Source organism: Exiguobacterium sp. s121 (genome assembly GCF_018617245.1).
Taxonomy (GTDB): domain Bacteria; phylum Bacillota; class Bacilli; order Exiguobacteriales; family Exiguobacteriaceae; genus Exiguobacterium; species Exiguobacterium profundum.
Genome location: NZ_JACSJV010000001.1, coordinates 1,647,020 through 1,664,881, shown reverse-complemented (window position 1 = coordinate 1,664,881; position 17,862 = coordinate 1,647,020). Strand labels below are relative to the sequence as shown.

16 protein-coding genes are annotated in these 17,862 nt (G+C 47.7%); 11 read left to right on the top strand and 5 right to left on the bottom strand.

Annotated elements, in window-relative coordinates:
* The first annotated feature begins 57 nt into the window (after positions 1-57).
* Entirely contained in the window at positions 58-1,311 is a 1,254-nt protein-coding gene (locus KOG47_RS08570) for an inositol monophosphatase family protein (protein ID WP_215244077.1), read from the top strand.
* Positions 1,312-1,360: 49 nt separating this feature from the next.
* Here the strand turns inward: KOG47_RS08570 and KOG47_RS08565 are convergent, their stop codons facing one another.
* On the bottom strand, positions 1,361-1,537 hold the full coding sequence (locus KOG47_RS08565) for a hypothetical protein (RefSeq protein ID WP_031421524.1): 177 nt from the start codon (positions 1,535-1,537) through the stop codon (positions 1,361-1,363).
* 163 nt (positions 1,538-1,700) lie between these two features.
* Here KOG47_RS08565 and typA point away from each other — a divergent pair, with 163 nt between their 5' ends.
* On the top strand, positions 1,701-3,545 hold the full coding sequence (gene typA / locus KOG47_RS08560) for a translational GTPase TypA (protein ID WP_015881269.1): 1,845 nt from the start codon (positions 1,701-1,703) through the stop codon (positions 3,543-3,545).
* A gap of 87 nt (positions 3,546-3,632) precedes the next feature.
* Entirely contained in the window at positions 3,633-3,977 is a 345-nt protein-coding gene (locus KOG47_RS08555) for a YlaH-like family protein (RefSeq protein WP_015881270.1), read from the top strand.
* Between the two features lie 36 nt (positions 3,978-4,013).
* Here the strand turns inward: KOG47_RS08555 and KOG47_RS08550 are convergent, their stop codons facing one another.
* On the bottom strand, positions 4,014-4,214 hold the full coding sequence (locus KOG47_RS08550) for a YlaI family protein (protein WP_015881271.1): 201 nt from the start codon (positions 4,212-4,214) through the stop codon (positions 4,014-4,016).
* A 115-nt stretch (positions 4,215-4,329) separates the two neighbouring features.
* Between KOG47_RS08550 and KOG47_RS08545 the strand changes: the two genes are divergently transcribed.
* Positions 4,330-4,779, top strand: coding sequence for a PNPOx family protein (locus KOG47_RS08545; protein ID WP_074037365.1), 450 nt, complete (start codon positions 4,330-4,332; stop codon positions 4,777-4,779).
* A 33-nt stretch (positions 4,780-4,812) separates the two neighbouring features.
* Complete coding sequence (locus KOG47_RS08540; protein ID WP_074037364.1) at positions 4,813-6,129, top strand: PhoH family protein; 1,317 nt, start codon at positions 4,813-4,815, stop codon at positions 6,127-6,129.
* A 38-nt stretch (positions 6,130-6,167) separates the two neighbouring features.
* Here the strand turns inward: KOG47_RS08540 and KOG47_RS08535 are convergent, their stop codons facing one another.
* Together KOG47_RS08535 and KOG47_RS08530 are read right to left on the bottom strand one after the other, a co-directional pair.
* Complete coding sequence (locus KOG47_RS08535; protein WP_240499801.1) at positions 6,168-7,340, bottom strand: multidrug efflux MFS transporter; 1,173 nt, start codon at positions 7,338-7,340, stop codon at positions 6,168-6,170.
* A 124-nt stretch (positions 7,341-7,464) separates the two neighbouring features.
* Positions 7,465-7,932, bottom strand: coding sequence for a hypothetical protein (locus tag KOG47_RS08530; RefSeq protein ID WP_215244076.1), 468 nt, complete (start codon positions 7,930-7,932; stop codon positions 7,465-7,467).
* Positions 7,933-8,104: 172 nt separating this feature from the next.
* Between KOG47_RS08530 and KOG47_RS08525 the strand changes: the two genes are divergently transcribed.
* The 4 genes from KOG47_RS08525 to KOG47_RS08510 all read left to right on the top strand — a co-directional run bounded on the left by KOG47_RS08525 (position 8,105) and on the right by KOG47_RS08510 (position 14,582).
* The gene (locus KOG47_RS08525; RefSeq protein ID WP_015881276.1) at positions 8,105-8,383 is read left to right on the top strand and encodes an Fpa/YlaN family protein; all 279 of its coding nucleotides are present in this window, start codon (positions 8,105-8,107) and stop codon (positions 8,381-8,383) included.
* 86 nt (positions 8,384-8,469) lie between these two features.
* Positions 8,470-9,705 carry an FtsW/RodA/SpoVE family cell cycle protein gene (locus KOG47_RS08520; RefSeq protein ID WP_214691098.1) on the top strand — a complete coding sequence of 412 codons (1,236 nt, stop codon included), beginning with the start codon at positions 8,470-8,472 and terminating at the stop codon, positions 9,703-9,705.
* Positions 9,706-9,741: 36 nt separating this feature from the next.
* The gene (locus tag KOG47_RS08515; protein WP_074037361.1) at positions 9,742-13,176 is read left to right on the top strand and encodes a pyruvate carboxylase; all 3,435 of its coding nucleotides are present in this window, start codon (positions 9,742-9,744) and stop codon (positions 13,174-13,176) included.
* 53 nt (positions 13,177-13,229) lie between these two features.
* Entirely contained in the window at positions 13,230-14,582 is a 1,353-nt protein-coding gene (locus KOG47_RS08510) for a cryptochrome/photolyase family protein (protein ID WP_215244075.1), read from the top strand.
* Between the two features lie 32 nt (positions 14,583-14,614).
* Here KOG47_RS08510 and KOG47_RS08505 read toward each other — a convergent pair whose 3' ends face one another.
* Positions 14,615-15,520, bottom strand: coding sequence for a COX15/CtaA family protein (locus KOG47_RS08505; protein ID WP_214691096.1), 906 nt, complete (start codon positions 15,518-15,520; stop codon positions 14,615-14,617).
* 334 nt (positions 15,521-15,854) lie between these two features.
* Here KOG47_RS08505 and cyoE point away from each other — a divergent pair, with 334 nt between their 5' ends.
* Together cyoE and coxB are read left to right on the top strand one after the other, a co-directional pair.
* The gene (gene cyoE, locus KOG47_RS08500) at positions 15,855-16,778 is read left to right on the top strand and encodes a heme o synthase (RefSeq protein WP_074037356.1); all 924 of its coding nucleotides are present in this window, start codon (positions 15,855-15,857) and stop codon (positions 16,776-16,778) included.
* Positions 16,779-16,875: 97 nt separating this feature from the next.
* Positions 16,876-17,853, top strand: coding sequence for a cytochrome c oxidase subunit II (coxB, locus tag KOG47_RS08495; protein ID WP_214691281.1), 978 nt, complete (start codon positions 16,876-16,878; stop codon positions 17,851-17,853).
* Positions 17,854-17,862 lie beyond the last annotated feature (9 nt).

The window sequence follows — 17,862 nt, the reverse complement described above, 5'->3', positions numbered from 1 at the left end:
AGTATTCCGAGCGGATACTGGTTTTTGTTTGGTACAATACAGTTGAGGTGATCACAGATGATAGAATGGTTTGCAGTCGACTTAATCAAACATGCGGGAGAACTGATTCGTCGCGAGATTGATCAAAGTTATGAAGTGGAACGAAAGACGGGAAAAGGGGACTTGGTCACTGAAATCGACCGCGCGGTGGAACAACTGATTGTCCGTCGAATCCAACAAACATTTCCGGAACATCAGATTATGGGGGAAGAAGGGACGACAGATCAGCCAGAACAATTGACCGGTACCGTCTGGTTTGTCGACCCGATTGATGGGACGTTAAATTTTATTCATCAAAAACGTATGTTTGCCATCTCCATCGCGATCATGATAGATGGGGTCGTGGAATATGGATTCGTCTATGACGTCATGGCGGATGAGATGTTCATGGCGCGGAAAGGATACGGGGCGACATTGAACGGTCGGACATTGACGACTCTTCATGAACATCATGTTCGAGACGCATTTTTAAGTATGAATGCGACGTGGGTCACGCCGAACCACCAGATTGCCCCGGAAATACTCGCTCCGATTGTACGGGACTCGATTGGAACGCGAGCTCATGGTGCTGCATCGCTTGAATTAGCCTGGCTTGCTGCCGGCCGCGTGGACGGCTACATCACCATGCGTAATATGCCATGGGATTATGCTGCTGGAAAGTTACTCGTTGAAGAGGTAGGTGGGCGTGTCGTTTCCTTATATGGTGAGCCGATTCGGTATGACGGAAAAACATCTGTCTTGGCTGGGAGCGATTCATTTGTCAATGACGTCATCAAACATTACGTCATCGCAAAAGGGGTCACGGCTGAAGTAAAACCGGACTTACACATCGTGGAACATGATTCGTATGAAGAAATCCGCGACTTACTCGTCTTGGCGAATCCGAATGAAGCGATGGTCCGAGAACAATTCGAGGAAGGTCGTACGTACAAAGCGTTACTCGGTAGTGAGATTGTCGGTGCGTATATGCTCGTTTCACACGAAGGCGATCGGGTTGAACTCGTCAATATCGCAGTGAAACCCGAACGTCAAAACCAAACGATTGGTCAACGCTTGTTACAAGACGCAGTGAAGCGGGCCACGATGATTGGTGGGAAAGAACTACTCGTCTGTACAGGAAATTCAAGCATCATGCAGTTGCGTTTTTACCAACAAGCCGGATTCCGATTCGATTCAGTGGAACGCGATTATTTTCGTAATCACGGGTACGATGACATTGAAGAAGATGGGCTCGTTTTACGCGACCGCATCTGCTTGACTCGTCCGCTATAAAAGCAAGTTAAAAGGGTTACTCCGACATGATCCCGGAGTAACCCTTTTTTTATGATTGACGTTCTGAAAGAATGCGGCGACGCAATTGAATACCAAAGAATGTCGCTACGCCACTTAACACGAGGCTTCCCAAGATAATGGCGGCGCTCCCCTCGGCCACCCCGATTCCAATGCCGACGAATCCTGCGACAACGGCCGTTGCGATCAATACAAACATTAGCTGCATGGAGGTTCCTCCTTATTTTCTCTTCTCTTCCCTATTGTATGATAAAAAACACGAGATGAAAACGTTCACAGTCGATTCCACTCGACAAAGGTACTGTGACGTGTGCTATACTCTTAAAGTTGAAGAAAAGTTGAAATTTTTTAAATAAGAGAGGAATAACTACATGAACGTAAGAACAAACCTTCGTAACGTAGCCATCATCGCGCACGTTGACCACGGTAAAACAACGTTAGTCGATGAATTATTGAAACAGTCTGGTACTTTCCGGACGAACGAGGCAGTCGCAGAACGCGCGATGGACTCGAACGATATCGAGCGTGAGCGCGGAATTACGATTCTCGCAAAAAACACAGCAATCGATTATAAAGAGACTCGCATCAACATCGTAGATACACCAGGTCACGCAGACTTCGGTGGAGAAGTTGAGCGAATCATGCGTATGGTAGACGGCGTTATTCTTGTTGTCGATGCGCGTGAAGGCTGTATGCCACAAACTCGTTTCGTATTGAAAAAAGCACTCGACCAAGGACTTCGTCCGATTGTCGTCGTCAACAAAATCGATAAGCCGATGGTTCGTCCACTCGACGTTGTCGATGAAGTTGTTGATCTCTTGATCGACCTTGGCGCAGATGAAGATCAACTTGAATTCCCTGTCGTCTATACATCAGCAGTCAGCGGTTCAAGTTCGTTCGATCCTGACCCAGAAAAACAAGAAGATACAATCACTCACGTACTCGACACGATTCTCGAAAACACGCCGGCTCCAGTGGACAACTCAGACGAGCCACTTCAATTCCAAGTGACGATGCTCGACTATGACAACTACCTCGGCCGTATCGGCGTAGGTCGCGTCTTCCGTGGGAAAATCAAAGTCGGTGAGCAAGTATCGCTTTGTAAGACAGACGGTACGGTGAAGCAACTTCGTGTCACGAAATTGTTCGGTTACTTCGGCCTCAAGCGCGTCGAAATCGAAGAAGCAAAAGCAGGTGACTTGATCGCTATCGCCGGGATGGAAGATATCAACGTCGGTGAAACGGTAACGCCAGTCGGTAAAGAAGAGCCACTTCCGCTCCTTCGCATCGATGAGCCAACGCTTCAAATGCGTTTCATGACAAACAACTCTCCATTCGCAGGACGTGAAGGCGATTTCGTGACGGCACGTAAAATCGAAGAGCGTTTGATGAAACAACTCGAGACGGACGTTTCACTCCGTGTCGAAAACACAGATTCACCAGACCAATGGATCGTATCAGGACGCGGTGAGCTTCACCTCGGGATCTTGATTGAAAACATGCGTCGTGAAGGTTACGAGCTCCAAGTATCAAAACCACAAGTTATCATCCGCGAAGACGAAAGCGGCACAAAAGTTGAGCCGTTCGAGCGTGTCATCATCGACGTACCTGAAGAGTACACAGGTTCAGTCATGGAATCGATTGGTCTCCGTAAAGGTGAGCTTGCGAACATGAACACGAATGACAACGGTCAGACACGTATGGAATTCCTCGTGCCATCACGTGGTCTTATCGGTTACCGTAACGAATTCTTGTCAGCGACACGTGGATACGGAATCTTGAACCATACGTTCGAAGAGTACCGTCCATATATCGCTGCTGATATCGGTGGTCGTCGTAGCGGTGTTATGGTTTGTATCGAAAACGGGAAGTCGACGGCCTACTCAATCGGTGCCCTTGAAGACCGTGGGACAATCTTTATCGAGCCAGGTACAGATGTGTATGAAGGAATGATCATCGGGGAATGTAACCGTGATGTTGACCTTGCCATTAACGCTGTTAAAGGGAAACAATTGACGAACATGCGTGCTTCTGCAAAAGACTCGACACAAGTCTTGAAACGTCCGCGCGTCTTCTCACTTGAAGAGTCACTCACGTTCTTGAACGATGACGAGTACTGTGAAATTACACCGGAGTCGATCCGTCTCCGTAAGAAAATCTTGAACAAGAACGAACGCGAGAAAGCAGACAAGCGTCGTAAACTTGGTAAAGAATAAGTTATAAGAAAGGGGACGCTTCGGCGTTCCCTTTTGCATGGAATAGTGTAGAATGGATGTGTATGAAATAAAGGGGGACTCTTTGTCTTGAAAGCTTCTCAAACAATCGATATCACACAAATTGACGTTCCGTGGATCGCTTCGATGCTAGGTGTCGGCAGTGACCCGAACGACTTTTCCGTTGGGTTCAATGCACTCGTTGTCACGGTCATCTTACTGACGATCCTTGTCTTTAAACTTGGTTTTGCGAAACAATTGGCATGGTGGAAGTCGCTCATCGTCTATATTCTCCTTTCACTTGGAGCAGGTACGATGGCACTCGTCTTTTTCACATGGCCAATCCCGGAAGTGCTTGCCGTCATGGCAATCGTGTTAGCCATTTATCGTGGCCGCCTCTGGTGGAATCGTCGTCAAGATGCGGTAGAATCATAAAAAATACGGGCGTCTCTTCGGAGGCGCCCGTTTGCATTACCAGTTTCGTTTTTGTCGAAATGTAGGATATAACTTGAATTGTCCAGATGCGGCGCGTTCAGCCGTTCGTTCGCTGATTCGCTCCTGACACTCTTGACACATATACGTTTTCGCCGGTTTGTTACGCAAGCGTTTTGCTTCAAACGACCATGAGTCGATCGTCTCGACTTTATCGCAAAGAGAACATTTTACACGCATCTTTTCACCTTCCTCTATACGATGAGTATAGCATGATTTCAACCGTTAAAAGCAGGGAATTGAACCGGTAAGGGAGAATGGTACAACCATACCCGGTGAAAAGGAGGGGAGTTGAATGGCGAGCAAGGCAACGTTTGAACTGACAGCTGCGCAAGAGCGCTTGTTGAATGACATGCCGTTAACATTTCTCGTTGGTTTTGACGAGGCGAAGCGTTGGCCGATCAGCCATGCCATCAGTTGGGTGCAAGCGTTAGATGCTGTCACGGTCCGGTTCGCATTAACGAGAAATTCCCATATCGTGACCATCTTGACGACTGAAAAGACGGCTGGCCTCATCTTTATCGAAGATGGTCAGTCTTATCATGTTTTACTCTCATCAATTCGAGAGTTCGACCCGGCGGTCAAACCAAGCCTTCATCTTCGTTTTTTTGAAGGACATGTCGAAGAAGTGAGGAACATCTCGTTTTATGGAGCAGCTTACGCACAGCCCGAAATCACGAAAACATACGATATTCGTGCGGCGGAAAAGCTTGACCGTGAAGTGAAAGAAAGTCTTCATTCTTGAATACCATCCTATATTCGAGGGGCGGCAAAGTCTATGAAAAAAACGTATGTACTCGATACGAACGTACTCCTACATGATCCGCTATCCTTATTTCAATTTGAAGAACACGACGTGGTCATTCCAGCCATCGTCCTAGAAGAGTTAGATGGAAAGAAACGAAACATGGATGAGGTCGGGCGGAACGCCCGTGAAACGTCACGTGTCCTCGACCAGCTCCGAACATCGGGAAAACTCCATGACGGGGTCCCGCTTGAAAACGGAGGACGTCTGTTTGTCGAAATCGGTCATGAACACCAGGTCGATATTCCGTTCGATGTCATGACAAACGATAACCGTATCCTACTCGTTGCCTTAAAGTTAATGAAACAATTCGAGCATGACGCAGGTCGAAAGGTCGTCGTCGTCTCAAAAGATATATTGGTCCGTGTCAAAGCGGACGCCATTGGAATTGATGCAGAAGACTATCTGACAGATCATATCGTTGATACGACGGACTTATACGCCGGCTATCGAGAGATTGAAGTCGATCAGTCGCTCATCGATGAATTTTATAAAGTTCGTCAATTGCCGACGACGGCCTTGACGAAACAAGTGCTATATCCGAATTCATTCGTCGTCTTGAAAAGTAATGTGTCGAAAGCGAGTGCGCTTGCTGTGGTCGATTCGCTTCAACCGATTTTACGACCGCTGGCACTCGATGCAGATCATATTTGGGGAATTCATCCGCGAAACGTTCAACAGCGGATGGCCCTCGACCTGTTGCTTCGAGATGACATTCCGTTTGTCACCTTACTTGGGAAAGCCGGTACCGGGAAGACGCTCCTTGCCCTAGCAGCAGGGCTCTCGCTCGTCGAGGATGAACAGCGTTACAATAAGCTCGTCGTCGCTCGTCCGGTCGTGCCGATGGGGAATGATATCGGTTATTTGCCAGGGGAGATGGAAGAGAAGCTTCGCCCATGGATGCAACCGATTTATGATAACCTAGAATTTTTATTCAATGCGAATTCAAAAGACGAGCTCGGCAATATTCTAGCCGGTATGAAATCGATTCAGCTCGAGGCGCTCACCTATATTCGAGGTAGAAGTATGCCGGACCAGTTCATCATCATCGATGAGGCGCAGAACTTAACGAAGCATGAAATCAAAACGATTCTTACTCGCGTTGGAGAGAACTCGAAAATCGTTCTCGTCGGTGACCCGTATCAGATCGACCATCCGTATTTAGATGAGTATTCGAACGGCTTGACGTACGCGGTGGAACGCTTCAAAGGACAAAACGTCTTCGGACACGTGCAACTCGTGAAAGGGGAACGTTCATCCCTTGCACGATTGGCGGCTGATTTACTATAAGCGATATACACAAATAACGCCGAGCTTCGTGCTCGGCGTTATTTTGTATCGAGTTGTAGTGACTGGACGTTCGTCCGTTCTAAAAAGGCATTCGAGATCATAATCAATCCCGTGATGATGAACAGGGCAGAAAATCCGAAGTGTGCCACGATTTGGGATCCAAATAGCGGTCCGAGTAGATTCCCCATGAACTGAGCGGACTGATTGTATGAAAAGATGCGCCCTGTCGCAGAGACCGGCGTATGCTGGCGCAGTAGCGATTGAACGGACGGCATCAAGGCGGCCGTTGCGAACCCGATTCCGAAACGCAACAAGATGAGTTGAGTCGTTGAGGTAACGAATGCTTGCGGAATCAAGAAGAGGCTATAGAGGAGCAGTGCCCAAAACAAGATGCGCTCTGCTCCGTGTCTGTCCGATAACCGTCCGAGACGCTGCGCCGAAACGAGAGCGGCCAGTCCCGGAGCAGAGGCGACAATCCCTGCCATGAAGGCGAGCGCGGTAGTGTTCGGATTCAATTCACGTACGTATAATGTCAAGAGTGGTCCGATAGATTGTGTCGAGAACTGAATGAGGAACGTTGTCACAAACAGACCGACAATCAACTGTGGATGTCGCAGTGAGGCAAAAATCGATTTCATCGACGCGAGTTCTTCGCGTTTCACTGGGACAAAATCTTCTTTTACGAACCAAAGCGTGATGAGGAACGTCAGGAAGAGTGCACTTCCGGTAAAGAGAAAAACGGATCGAAGCCCAATCCAGTCTGCGAGCAGTCCGCCGATGAGGGGACCGAGTAGACCACCAGTGATTCCACCGGTTGACAGGGTACCGAGCGCCCAGCCACTTTTCTCTTTTGGTGTTTGAGATGCGACCAACGTGATGCCGGCTGAAATAAATCCAGACACGGCCCCCATGAGTAAACGCAACCCGACGAGTTGATATACGTCTTGGACGAAGCTGATGAGGAACATGACGATGGCCATCCCAAGACTGGCTCGGATGAGCATCAGCTTTCTTCCTTTTCGGTCAGCCAAGCGTCCCCACATCGGAGAGACGATGGCGGCCACGAGGAACGTAGCGCCGAACGCGATCGCAGACCAAGTGACGACGTGGTCCGGATCCTTTACCCCGAGTTGTTCGATGAACAATGGGAGGAATGGAAGGACGAGACTCATCGACGCGGCGGTCAAGAAGCTACCGATCCAAACAACCATTAAATTTCGTTTCCATAGAGGTATCGTAAGCGTCACGACCTTTCTTATTCAATTTGTAGTCAACACTCTATATACTACACTTTGTGAACTAAAAAGTCCAAAAAAAGAGAAGGTGTGACCCTTCTCATTGATTGCTTAATACGGTGATATGATTGACTTGGCGAATGACCTGATCCTCATACAATACATAGACAGGTCCGTCAGTAAGTACTTTTCCATCTTTTGAAAATTGTAAATATACGCTCGATGCCTCGCTGAGCGATAGAGTCAATATGGTCTCCCCGTAAAAACGGACATGTGTCGCGAGCTCAATCGGTTCGGCATTGTTTAAAAAAGGCGCGAGCGGCATGGCGAACGAGTCGCGTAATGCTGCATCCTTGTCTTGTCGTGACATCGGTTTGTTGTGGTCGATTCGAGTTCCTTGTGACAATCCGTCATCCCATGCTTTCCCCATTTTCGCATAGTATGCCTCACGGTCATTCTCCGTCACCGAGTCCAAATCTTCAATCTTTCGTTTTCGTTCGTCAAAAATCCATACGGTCGGGTCAATCGTCAGACTGTGGCGAACCGCTCCATCAAGTGGAAAAATCATGCTTATATCCCCCTTCATACACATTACACGTTTCATTATAGCGCTCTTTCTCGTAAAATGGAAAAGAGGAAGAATGTCGCGTTCATTCATACTGTACATTGAATTATGATGAAAGATAATGTACAGTTGAGTTATGACAAACAGTCTGTCATCGTACGGAGGAGGGGTCGTAGTGGCGACAAATTTGGCTGCAATCCAACGGGAGCAAGCGCTTCAATTACTCGAGGCGGATGCTGAAAAAATCCGTTGTCTGATTGAAGTGCAGTTAGAAAACCTAAAAATGCCGAAGTGCCCGCTTTATGAAGAGGTGCTTGATACACATATGTTTGGACTATCGCGCCAAATTGATTTTGCGGTTCGTCTTGGACTCATTTCAGACATTGAAGGTAAAGGACTGCTCGATTCATTGGAACAAAAGTTATCTGCCTTGGCAGAAGCTTCAGAATTATGAACCTTATACTCAAACTGTGCAAGTGGCGCTGTTTGAGTATTTTTTTATAAGGGTTGTCGGATTGTTTTACATAAGGAAGTGAATACATGAAAACACGGTTTCGGTATTTTGATTTTGCGTTGTTTTTGTCAGTGCTCTTGCTCGTCGGGCTAAGCTCCATCATGATTTATAGTGCGAGTGTTTGGAATCGTGGGGATTACGCGAATAGTAGTTTATTCTATCGCCAGCTCGTCTACGTTGGCATTGGAATCTTTGTCTATTTGATTGCGACATTGTTCCGATATGAGATGTTTCGGAAAAAAGGCATTCGCCTCGGTCTTTATGCGCTCTCTGTCATCTTGCTGTTTGTCACGTGGGCGATGCCTCCATTGAATGGGGCGAGAGCTTGGCTCATCATCGGAGGAATGACCATGCAACCGGTCGAGATTGCGAAGTTCGTTCTCATCATACTGCTTGCGAACTACTACCATGAACTATGGAATAATGAGTTGAAAGGACTCCCTGGTCGATTGGCGCGGGCCGCTATCACGAAAAAAGGGTTGCGTGCACAAATCGGCGCCTTCTTTTTAGTGCCTGTCCTCTTTTACTTTTCGTTTTATGCGATCGCAATCAATGGACAGCCGGATATGGGGGGGCTATTCGTCCTCGGTTCCATCATGTTGCTCATGTGGTTCGGTGTCGGGGCGCCGCTTCGAATTTTGATTCCAGGGATTTTAGCTGGGGTTGGTACTGTATTCGTATTGTTCACGACCATCTTTTCGGAGAATCAACGAAGTCGGATTGAAGTCGTGTTCAACCCGTTCATGGACCCGGAAGGATATGGACACCAATTGCTCATGTCGATTATCTCAATTGTACATGGTGGATTGACTGGAGTCGGACTTGGGAACAGTTTTCAAAAGTATGGATATTTGCCAGAACCAGAAACCGACTATATCATGTCGATCATTGCGGAGGAGTTAGGATTCCTCGGTGTATTGACGGTTTTAGTCCTACTCTTCTTCATCGCCTTTCGCGCGATCCATATCGCCAATCATGCGGATAGTCACTTTGCGATGTTCGTATCGTTTGGGATTGCATCACAAATCATTATCCAGACGGCCATCAACATCGGTGCGATGTCCGGTTGGTTCCCAGGGACAGGCGTAACCTTGCCACTGGTCAGTTATGGAGGAACATCGCTCATCATGATGATGGGTGTTCTCGGGGTGCTCAGTAGTATCTCGATGCGTAACCGTCATCGAGAAGCGACACGACGAGAAGAAATTCGGGTGAAGTCAGAAGAAAACGTTCAACGCTCATCGCTTCACGTTGTCAGGTAAGGAAACGAACAAACTTCATTAACGGGGGGATTTCATTTGAAACCAATTAAAAAGTTACTTGTTGCAAACCGTGGGGAAATTGCCATTCGCGTATTTCGCGCGGCGACAGAGTTAGGCATTCGAACGGTAGCTGTCTATTCGCAAGAAGATAGCGGCTCCTTACATCGCTTTAAAGCTGATGAAGCCTACTTGATCGGTGTAGACAAAAAACCGATCGATGCGTACCTCGATATCGAAGACGTGATTCGAATCGCTAAGGAGTCAGACAGTGATGCGATTCACCCAGGGTATGGTTTCCTTTCAGAGAACATTGAACTCGCACGACGTTGCCGTGAAGAGGGCATCATCTTTGTCGGACCGCATGAGTCACATTTACATGCGTTCGGGGATAAAGTACGAGCACGTCAGAGTGCGATTGCTGCGGGTCTTCCTGTCATCCCGGGTTCGGATGGACCGCTCACATCATATGAAGATGCTGAAGCATTTGCGAACGAGCACGGATTCCCGCTCATGGTCAAAGCTTCGATGGGTGGCGGAGGACGCGGAATGCGTGTCATTCGAACAGAAGCGGAAATGAAAGATTTGATTGAACGTGCAAAGTCAGAAGCAAAGCAGGCGTTCGGTTCTGACGAAGTGTACATAGAAAAACTCGTCGAACGTCCGAAACACATCGAGGTGCAAATTCTTGGGGATGAGCACGGTCACATCGTTCACTTATTCGAGCGTGACTGTTCGGTTCAGCGCCGTCACCAAAAAGTTGTCGAAGTGGCGCCGTGTGTGACATTGTCTGATGCATCGCGCCAAGCGATTTGTGATGCGGCGGTCCAACTCATGCGACACGTCGGATACGTCAACGCCGGTACAGTCGAGTTCTTGGTGACAGAGGATGAGTCGTTCTACTTCATCGAAGTCAACCCGCGCATTCAAGTGGAACATACGATCACAGAGATGGTGACGGGCTTTGACATCGTTCAAACGCAATTGATGATCGCGCAAGGTGAGTCGCTCCACGGCGATATGATTCAAATGCCGAAACAGGAAGAGATTAAACTTCTCGGTTATGCAATCCAATCACGTGTTACGTCTGAAGACCCAGGCAATAACTTCATGCCGGACACAGGAAAAATCATGGCTTACCGTTCTCCGGGTGGCTTTGGTGTTCGTCTTGACGGTGGGAATGCGTATGTCGGTGCAGAGATTTCACCGTACTACGATTCACTTCTCGTGAAATTGTCCACACATGGCATGACATTCGAACAAGCGGCCTCGAAGATGGTTCGAAACTTGAACGAGTTCCGGATTCGTGGAATCAAGACGAACATTCCGTTCTTGATTAACGTCATGAAGCACCCGAACTTTATCAGTGGAGATTACAACACGTCATTCATCGATGAGACGCCAGAACTGTTCGTCTTCCCGAAACGAAAAGACCGCGGGACGAAACTGCTGAACTATATCGGGGATGTGACAGTGAATGGATTCCCAGGTGTTGGTCTGAAAGACAAGCCGATCAGCCGTTCGGTGCGAATCCCGCACGACCTCCCGGCAGAAGCGAAGCCAGGGACGAAACAAATTCTTACAGAGCTTGGACCGGACGGCCTCGCCGACTGGATCAAACGTCAACCGGAACTGTTGTTGACGGATACGACGATGCGAGATGCGCATCAATCGTTGCTCGCGACGCGCATGCGCACACAGGATATTCTAAATATCGCCGAACCGACAAGCAAACTCATGCCAGAATTGTTCTCGGTCGAGGCATGGGGCGGAGCGACGTTCGACGTCGCCTACCGATTCTTATCCGAAGACCCATGGGTACGTCTCATGAAGCTTCGTGAGAAGATGCCGAACGTCCTAATTCAAATGTTGCTACGCGGTGCGAATGCGGTCGGATATAAAAACTATGCAGACAACGTCATCGAGAAATTCGTACACGAAGCGGCATATGCCGGAGTCGACGTGTTCCGAATCTTTGATAGTCTCAACAACCTTGAGTCGATTCAATTGGCAATCGATGCGACGCTTCCAACTGGGAAAGTGGCAGAGGCAGCCATCTGTTATACGGGAGACTTGTATGATGGTAACCGTCCGAAGTACCATCTTCCGTATTATATCGACCTCGCGAAGAAACTTGAGGCGAGTGGTGCGCATATCTTGGCAATCAAGGATATGGCAGGTCTATTGAAGCCGGAATCAGCCTATGCACTCGTATCGGCATTAAAGGACGCCGTGGACTTACCAATCCACTTGCATACACACGATGCTTCCGGTAACGGGATCTTCACATATGCTCGCGCGACAGATGCCGGTGTCGATATCGTTGACGTTGCCGCGAGTTCGATGTCAGGGATGACATCACAGCCTTCAGGTGGAAGTTTGGTTTATGCGCTCAACCACCACGAACGTCAGCCGAAAGTCGACCCGAAACAATATGAAATCATCAGTGACTACTGGCAAGACGTGCGTCACAACTATGAACCGTTTGAAAGTGATATGCGTGCATCGAATCCATCCGTGTACGAACACGAGATGCCAGGTGGGCAATATTCAAACCTCCAACAGCAGGCGAAAGCGGTCGGACTTGGAGACCGCTGGGCAGAAGTCAAGGCGATGTATGCCCGAGTCAACATGTTGTTCGGGGACATTGTCAAGGTGACGCCGTCATCTAAAGTTGTCGGTGATATGGCGCTCTTCATGGTCCAGCATAACTTGACGGAAGAAGATGTGATGACACGAGGACATCAGTTGGATTTCCCAGACTCGGTCGTCGAAATGATGCGTGGTGAATTAGGAACGCCTCCAGGTGGATTCCCGAAAGATGTGCAACAAGTCATCTTGAAAGGGGAAGAGCCATTAAACGTTCGTCCTGGTAAATTGATCAAACCGTATGACTTTGAATCGGCACGCCAAGAACTATTCGAAAAATTCGAGCGACCGGTGACGGACTTTGAACTTCTTGCTCATGCGCTTTATCCGAAAGTGTACGAAGACTATATCAAACATACAACGACATACGGGGACGTCTCAGTGCTCGACACGTTGACATTCTTCTACGGATTAAACGTCGGTGAGACAATCCAAGTTGAAATCGAGACTGGAAAAACGTTAATCATCAAGCTCGTACAAGTGAGTGCAGCGAATGAAGATGGCATCCGTCTCGTCTCGTATGAGATGAACGGGGTACCACGTGAAATCGAGATTAAAGATGTCAATGTCAAATCGGCAACGACAAGCCGTCCGAAAGTCGATCGTTCGAACGCCAAACAAGTCGGTGCATCGATGCCGGGGTCTGTCTTGAAAGTATTGGTCGAACCAGGAAGTCGAGTTCATCGTGGGGAGCAGTTACTCGTCACAGAAGCGATGAAGATGGAAACGACGATTCAAGCGGCACAAGATGGTGAGATTAAGGCCATTCATATTAAAGAAGGCGACACAATACAAAGTGACGACTTGTTGATTGAATTTGTATAATCAAAAGAAGCATAGCGCGCTATGCTTCTTTTTTGTAGATGGGAGTGGAGATCATGAGACGAGTATGTTGGTTTCGTTCGGATTTTAGACTGACCGATAATCATATGTTACACCGTGTATTGAAAGATATGGAGGAAGGCGATGACCTAGATTTCGTCTTTTGGTTGAATCCGAAATACTGTGACCCGTTCGAGGTACGGCATGACTATTTCTTCTCGACGATGCGAGCGTTCATGTATGATTTAGATGCGAAAGGGTTAGGGCTTCGCGTCCTTGTCGCAGAGACGGAGGATGCGTTCGTGAAACAGCTCGGGGAGATGGATGTGCTCTATTTTAATGCGGAGTACGTGGAACCGTTCAAACAGCGGGATGACCGTGTGATTGAAGCACTTGGTGAAGAAGTAAAAGTTGTGCGACTTCTGGATCGTCACCTGTTTCATCCCGATGCGTTCCGTACAAAAAGTGGCGATCCCTATAAAGTTTTCACCCCGTTCAAAAAAGCGGCGTATGCCGAACAGCCGCCCGCACCGTATGAGGTTGATGTCGGTCGTTTATCTCAGTACATCCGTTCAAAGAATGAACAACCGAGTGAACTGAAAGATCTATTCAAACGATGTAATCGTGAATGGAAAGGGCTAGGGGAAACGGAAGCGAAGAAACGATTGACCCACTTCGTCAATGATCGCATGGTCGATTATGACGAGAAGCGTGACATTCCGAGCATCGCCGGGACGAGTCGACTATCTCCTTATTTACGGACAGGTGTGTTGTCGATTCGCACCATCACCGAACAAGTGTTGTCGGCGAGACGATCAAAGGGGCGTGACACGTATTACGATGAGCTGTTATGGCGTGAATTTTATTACATGGTCATGTCAAAGTTCCACGGATTGAAAGATCAACCGTTCAATGATAAATACAAGTCACTTGAATGGGAGGACAATGAAAAGCAGTTCGAAAAGTGGTGTAACGGGGAAACGGGGTATCCAATCGTCGACGCGGCGATGCGTCAGTTGAACGAGACCGGGTGGATGCACAACCGCCTACGCATGATTGTCGCATCTTTCCTATCGAAACATCTCCTTCTCGATTGGCGAAAAGGGGAACGGTATTTCGAGCAAAAGCTGATCGATTATGAGGCAGCGTCGAATATCGGGGGATGGCAATGGGCGGCCTCAGTCGGGACGGACGCTGTTCCGTATTTCCGTATTTTCAATCCGACGACGCAATCCGAGCGATTTGACCCTGATGGGACGTTCATCCGGAAGTATGTGCCGGAGCTGAAACATATAACAGATAAATCGATTCACTTTCCGGACCCGTCAGAGCGAGACAACTATGCCATGCCAATCGTCGATCATAAAGAAGCGAGAGAGCGTGCCCTCGAACGATTTAAAGCATTGTAAACTAAAAAGCGCCGCGGCGCTTTTTAGTTTGGTTATCCGTTCATGTTTTTCAATTGTGCCCCGTCTTGTCGCGCTGTCGACCGATACGCGTGATAAGAGAGGTATGACAGGATACCGAAGTAGCACGTGATCAAGAATGCGTGAAGGAGCGGAACGTAAGTCGCGTGTCCTCCAAGAACGATCCAAGCACCTGTACCGACTTGAAGTAGGATGAAGAAAAGAGACGCCCACATACCGCGCTCAATCAATCGGTTCATTTCTTTTCGGGCAAGATAGAGTACATACAACGTGTACAAAACGAGAATACCCGCCATGATGCGATGTCCCATCTGCACATACGACTCGAACGTCCAGACGTTCTGCTCACAAATCGGCCAACCGACACATGCGTATGTAGCACCGAGGTGACGGACGTAGGCTCCTGTGTACACGACGATCATCGTATAAATTGAAAGACCGTAAAGATGAGATCTTAATCGTCTCGATACGACTTGATGTTCCCGGTCACCTTCGAATAACAGAATCGTCAAAATGAGTAACGATGCGAACGACACGAGAGAAATTCCAAAATGAAGGGCCAGGATGGCATCCGACTGTTGCCAAATGACTGCGCCCGCTCCAATGATTGATTGGATGAGCATAAAGATAAATGCGAGAAACGCAAAGATTTTCACATCGACCCGATGTTTGACCGCGATGAAAGTCCAAATGGCGAGCGCAATGATGAGAAGACCTTCAATACCGGAGACTACGCGGTGACTGTATTCAATCATCGTTTCAACACTAGGATTGGTTGGGATTAATTTTCCATGACAGAGTGGCCAGTCCGTCCCACAACCATCTCCTGAATCCGTCTTCGTCACGGTTCCACCCATGATGAGGACAAGCATCATCCCGAGGGTGACAAACCCTGAGAAAAACGCGAGTTTTTTATGCATGCAATACCACCTGCTTCTAATCGAAATCCGTTAAAAAATGTACCTTGTTTATTTATATTTTTTTCGCCATACTTATTATACGGCTTTATGTTCAAAAAACGAAATGGAAAAGCTTGCAATCGTTATCAAAAACGTTATTCTAATATTAGTAAAGCACATAAGGTGTGACAAATATCACACTATTGACACAAAAAACTCGCTATTTTACAAGCATAAAGGGCGTATTTTATAAAAAAATATGGTATCTTTGTAGAGAGTTAAGTGTATTTTGTTCATATTGTGTTTTTTCTGTGAAGAGAATGCGAGGATTTCGTGATTATGTGGGGGGGTCAGTATGACAAAAGTCAACCCAGGGATGACGGTAGATGTAGAGTATACAGAATCAACGTCATTCCGAGATTACGTCGCCTTAGCGAAAATGGGAATCGTTCGCGCCAACCTGTTGTTGGTGTTTGCAGGATTCTTCGTGGCAGCGACGTACCAGAGCGATACGCCAGTCCTTTACTTGTTTGAAGTTTGGCCACAGCTCTTATTAACGATGTTAGGAAGCGCACTCGTGATTTCGGGGAGTTGTTACCTAAACAACTTTGTGGACCGAGATATCGATTACTTAATGGATCGTACGGACAATCGACCGAGTGTAACCGGCAAGATTTCAGGAGAGAAGATTTTACTCCTTGGATTGACACAACTTGCAATCGGAACACTACTATTGCTCCTTGTATCGTACGTCGCCGCAGTATTCGGTTTAATCGGGGCATTTTTTTATGTCGTGATTTATACGATGTGGCTGAAGCGTACGAGTACGCTCAATACAGTCGTCGGTAGTATTTCGGGAGCCGTTCCACCGCTCATCGGTTGGGCAGCACTAGATCCGGCACTTCATATTGATGCGTGGCTCATGTTCCTTGTCATGTTCTTATGGCAACCACCTCACTTCCTGGCGCTCGCCATGCGACGGACGGAAGAGTATCGAGCGGCAGGCATTCCGATGCTTCCGGTCGTGAACGGATTTGCCATCACGAAACGGCAAATCATCTGGTGGATTGCGACGCTGATTCCGGCATCGCTCTTATTTATGCACTATGGTCTTGTTTACTTGACAGTCGCAGCCGGTTTAGGGGGCTACTGGTTGTATCTCGGATTGAAAGGATTCAACGCCGAGGACGAAATCAAGTGGGCAAACAAAATGTTCTTCTATTCATTAATTTATTTAGTCGTGTGGATTATCGCGCTGATTTTGACAGCACTCTGGTGATCGCACTCACTATATAGAAAACCATTACACATCATTTTGGGAGAAAGTGGGGATTGTTGTGAAATCATTTAAGAAGCTTCTGTTTGGCATCGTCCCGATGATGATGTTCGCAGTCCTGTTATCAGGTTGCGGTCAAGAGGGATTGTCTGCATTGAAGCCGATGGGAGAAGGGGCTGAGCTTCAGCTCCGCATCATTCTCATCAGTTTGGCGATCATGCTCTTCGTACTCATCATCGTATCGGTCATTTACGTGTACGTGCTCATGAAGTTCCGTCGGAAAGATGAATCGATTCCGAAGCAAGTTGAAGGTAGCAGTACACTCGAGATGATTTGGACAGTCGTTCCGATTATCCTTCTCATCATTCTCGCTGTTCCGACAATCACGACGACTGTCGAACTCGCGAAAGCGAAAGAAGCGAAAAAAGAAGAAGAAATCAACGTTACAGCTAACTTGTACTGGTGGGAATTTGAATATCCAGAAGCAGGTGTTGTGACAGGGCAAGAGCTCGTCATTCCAGTCGGAAAACGAGTCGGCATCAACTTGACGTCGAAAGATGTCATTCACTCATTCTGGGTACCGGCTTTATCTGGTAAGACAGATACGAACCCAGGACTTGATAACGAAATGTGGTTACATGCAAATGAACCAGGTACTTACTACGGGAAATGTGCTGAGCTTTGCGGTCCGTCACATGCCCTTATGGACTTTAAAGTCATCGCGCTCGAGCAAGAAGAATATGATCAATGGCTCGCTGACATGAAAGCTAAGCAAGACGAGAACGGTGAGAATCTCGTCGCAGACAACACAAACTTGACTACAGGTGAGCAAGTGTATGTCGAAAGCTGCTTGAGCTGTCACGGCGGCGGTAAAGTGGCACCAAGTTTAACGAACTTCGGTGATCGTGAATGGCTCGCAGGTTACCTCGAAAACAACGAGGACAACTTGAAAGAGTGGATCCGTGACCCGCAAGAGAAAAAACAAGGGGCTCTTATGCCAGGATTCAATGAAGGTCAAATCAGCAACGAAGAATTAGATGCACTCGTTGACTTCTTGTATGAGCAGAAGATTGACTAACGGGAAAAG

Coding starts and splice junctions, on each gene's coding strand:
- KOG47_RS08565 (WP_031421524.1), bottom strand. CDS start 1,537: ATGCAGCTAATGTTTGTATTGATCGCAACGGCCGTTGTCGCAGGATTC.
- KOG47_RS08510 (WP_215244075.1), top strand. CDS start 13,230: ATGAGACGAGTATGTTGGTTTCGTTCGGATTTTAGACTGACCGATAAT.
- KOG47_RS08570 (WP_215244077.1), top strand. CDS start 58: ATGATAGAATGGTTTGCAGTCGACTTAATCAAACATGCGGGAGAACTG.
- KOG47_RS08545 (WP_074037365.1), top strand. CDS start 4,330: ATGGCGAGCAAGGCAACGTTTGAACTGACAGCTGCGCAAGAGCGCTTG.
- KOG47_RS08520 (WP_214691098.1), top strand. CDS start 8,470: ATGAAAACACGGTTTCGGTATTTTGATTTTGCGTTGTTTTTGTCAGTG.
- cyoE (WP_074037356.1), top strand. CDS start 15,855: ATGACAAAAGTCAACCCAGGGATGACGGTAGATGTAGAGTATACAGAA.
- KOG47_RS08505 (WP_214691096.1), bottom strand. CDS start 15,520: ATGCATAAAAAACTCGCGTTTTTCTCAGGGTTTGTCACCCTCGGGATG.
- KOG47_RS08540 (WP_074037364.1), top strand. CDS start 4,813: ATGAAAAAAACGTATGTACTCGATACGAACGTACTCCTACATGATCCG.
- coxB (WP_214691281.1), top strand. CDS start 16,876: ATGATGATGTTCGCAGTCCTGTTATCAGGTTGCGGTCAAGAGGGATTG.
- KOG47_RS08550 (WP_015881271.1), bottom strand. CDS start 4,214: ATGCGTGTAAAATGTTCTCTTTGCGATAAAGTCGAGACGATCGACTCA.
- typA (WP_015881269.1), top strand. CDS start 1,701: ATGAACGTAAGAACAAACCTTCGTAACGTAGCCATCATCGCGCACGTT.
- KOG47_RS08535 (WP_240499801.1), bottom strand. CDS start 7,340: ATGGTTGTTTGGATCGGTAGCTTCTTGACCGCCGCGTCGATGAGTCTC.
- KOG47_RS08530 (WP_215244076.1), bottom strand. CDS start 7,932: ATGATTTTTCCACTTGATGGAGCGGTTCGCCACAGTCTGACGATTGAC.